The sequence below is a fragment of the Novosphingobium sp. BL-S-20 genome, assembly GCF_055521635.1.
Genome location: NZ_CM145493.1, coordinates 1 through 2,500, shown reverse-complemented (window position 1 = coordinate 2,500; position 2,500 = coordinate 1). Strand labels below are relative to the sequence as shown.

The 2,500-nt window shown below is 54.4% G+C and carries 1 tRNA gene and 2 rRNA genes (1 of these 3 cut by a window edge); all 3 read left to right on the top strand.

From position 1 onward, the window contains the following. Positions 1-2,059, top strand: a 23S ribosomal RNA gene (locus ACZ1II_RS00015); it begins 736 nt to the left of the window's first position. A gap of 134 nt (positions 2,060-2,193) precedes the next feature. Then, positions 2,194-2,308: ribosomal RNA gene (rrf, locus tag ACZ1II_RS00010) — 5S ribosomal RNA — on the top strand. A 112-nt stretch (positions 2,309-2,420) separates the two neighbouring features. Beyond that, a tRNA-Met gene (locus tag ACZ1II_RS00005) sits at positions 2,421-2,497 on the top strand. The last annotated feature ends 3 nt before the right edge of the window (positions 2,498-2,500 follow it).

The window sequence follows — 2,500 nt, the reverse complement described above, 5'->3', positions numbered from 1 at the left end:
GAAGGTGCGGTAACACGCACTGGAGGACCGAACCGTTGAATGTTGAAAAATTCTCGGATGAGTTGTGTTTAGGGGTGAAAGGCCAATCAAGCCGGGAAATAGCTGGTTCTCCGCGAAATCTATTGAGGTAGAGCGTCGGATGTATGCCGTTGGGGGTAGAGCACTGGATGGTTGCGGGGGTCGCGAGATCTACCAATACTAACCAAACTCCGAATACCAACGAGACTTATCCGGCAGACAGACGGCGGGTGCTAAGGTCCGTCGTCAAAAGGGAAACAGCCCTAACCTACAGCTAAGGTCCCCAAGTCATCACTAAGTGGGAAAGCATGTGGGAATCCCAAAACAACCAGGAGGTTGGCTTAGAAGCAGCCATCCTTTAAAGAAAGCGTAACAGCTCACTGGTCTAAATAAGGGTTCCTGCGGCGAAAATGTAACGGGGCTAAAGTGATGCACCGAAGCTTAGGGTTCAGATCTTTGATCTGAGCGGTAGCGGAGCGTTCCGTAAGCGAGTGAAGCGGAAGGGTAACCGACCGTGGACGTATCGGAAGTGCGAATGCTGACATGAGTAGCGATAAAGAGGGTGAGATGCCCTCTCGCCGAAAGACCAAGGGTTCCTGCTTAAAGCTAATCTGAGCAGGGTGAGCCGGCCCCTAAGACGAGCCCGAAGGGGGTAGTCGATGGGAACCACGTTAATATTCGTGGGCCTGGTGGTGTGTGACGGATCTCGTGTATTGTACAACCTTATTGGATTGGTTGTGCTTTGAAGAGGTTCCAGGAAATAGCCCCACCGTATAGACCGTACCCGAAACCGACACAGGTGGTCAGGTAGAGTATACCAAGGCGCTTGAGAGAAGTATCCTGAAGGAACTCGGCAAATTGCCTCCGTACCTTCGGAAGAAGGAGGCCCCGGCTAAGCGCAAGCTCTGTCGGGGGGCACAGGCCAGGGGGTAGCGACTGTTTAGCAAAAACACAGGACTCTGCTAAGTCGGCTTCAAGACGACGTATAGGGTCTGACGCCTGCCCGGTGCCGGAAGGTTAAGAGGAGGAGTGCAAGCTCCGAATTGAAGCCCCGGTAAACGGCGGCCGTAACTATAACGGTCCTAAGGTAGCGAAATTCCTTGTCGGGTAAGTTCCGACCTGCACGAATGGCGTAACGACTTCCCCACTGTCTCCAGGATATGCTCAGCGAAATTGAATTCTCCGTGAAGATGCGGAGTACCCGCGGTTAGACGGAAAGACCCCGTGCACCTTTACTGCAGCTTCAGAGTGGCATTAGGATAGAATTGTGTAGCATAGGTGGGAGGCTTTGAAGCACCGGCGCCAGCTGGTGTGGAGCCATAGGTGAAATACCACCCTGTTATGTTCTGATGTCTAACCTCGCACCGTTATCCGGTGCAGGGACCCTCTGTGGCGGGTAGTTTGACTGGGGCGGTCGCCTCCTAAAGAGTAACGGAGGCGCGCGATGGTAGGCTCAGGCCGGTTGGAAACCGGCTGCAAGAGTGCAATGGCATAAGCCTGCCTGACTGCGAGATTGACGAATCGAGCAGAGACGAAAGTCGGTCATAGTGATCCGGTGGTCCCTCGTGGAAGGGCCATCGCTCAACGGATAAAAGGTACGCCGGGGATAACAGGCTGATGATTCCCAAGAGCTCATATCGACGGAATCGTTTGGCACCTCGATGTCGGCTCATCACATCCTGGGGCTGGAGCAGGTCCCAAGGGTTTGGCTGTTCGCCAATTAAAGTGGTACGTGAGCTGGGTTCAGAACGTCGCGAGACAGTTTGGTCCCTATCTGCCGTGGGCGTCGATACTTGAGAGGAGTTGACCCTAGTACGAGAGGACCGGGTTGAACATGCCTCTGGTGTACCTGTCGTTCCGCCAGGAGCGCAGCAGGGTAGCTATGCATGGACGGGATAACCGCTGAAAGCATCTAAGCGGGAAGCCTCCCTCAAGATTAGGTATCTTCGAGTCGTGATAGACCATCACGTTGATAGGCCGGGTGTGGAAGTGCGGTAACGCATGGAGCTAACCGGTCCTAATAACTCTGTTCATGCTTGATGAATCCCACCATCAATGACAACCCTGCCAACAAGCAGCGCTTGTCTTGATGATCGGACGATCATCCAGCCAGATATCAGCTCCACATGGAGCAGCACGGGCAATCGATTAAAAAACAGCACGCCGTCTCCATTGCTTGGTGACCATAGCGTCAGTGACCCACCCGATCCCATCTCGAACTCGGCCGTGAAACCTGTCAGCGCCAATGGTACTAACGCTCAAGCGTTGGAAGAGTAGGACGTCGCCAGGCATTGTAGCCGGCGTGCTGAAAAACCCATCACAATGACAAAGGGCACTAAAGTGCCCCAAAGAGGGCCCTCGAAGGCCCTCTTCGCGTTCCGCTCGAACGCAACACTCGGTGACGCGGGGTGGAGCAGCCCGGTAGCTCGTCAGGCTCATAACCTGAAGGTCGTAGGTTCAAATCCTACCCCCGCAACCACAC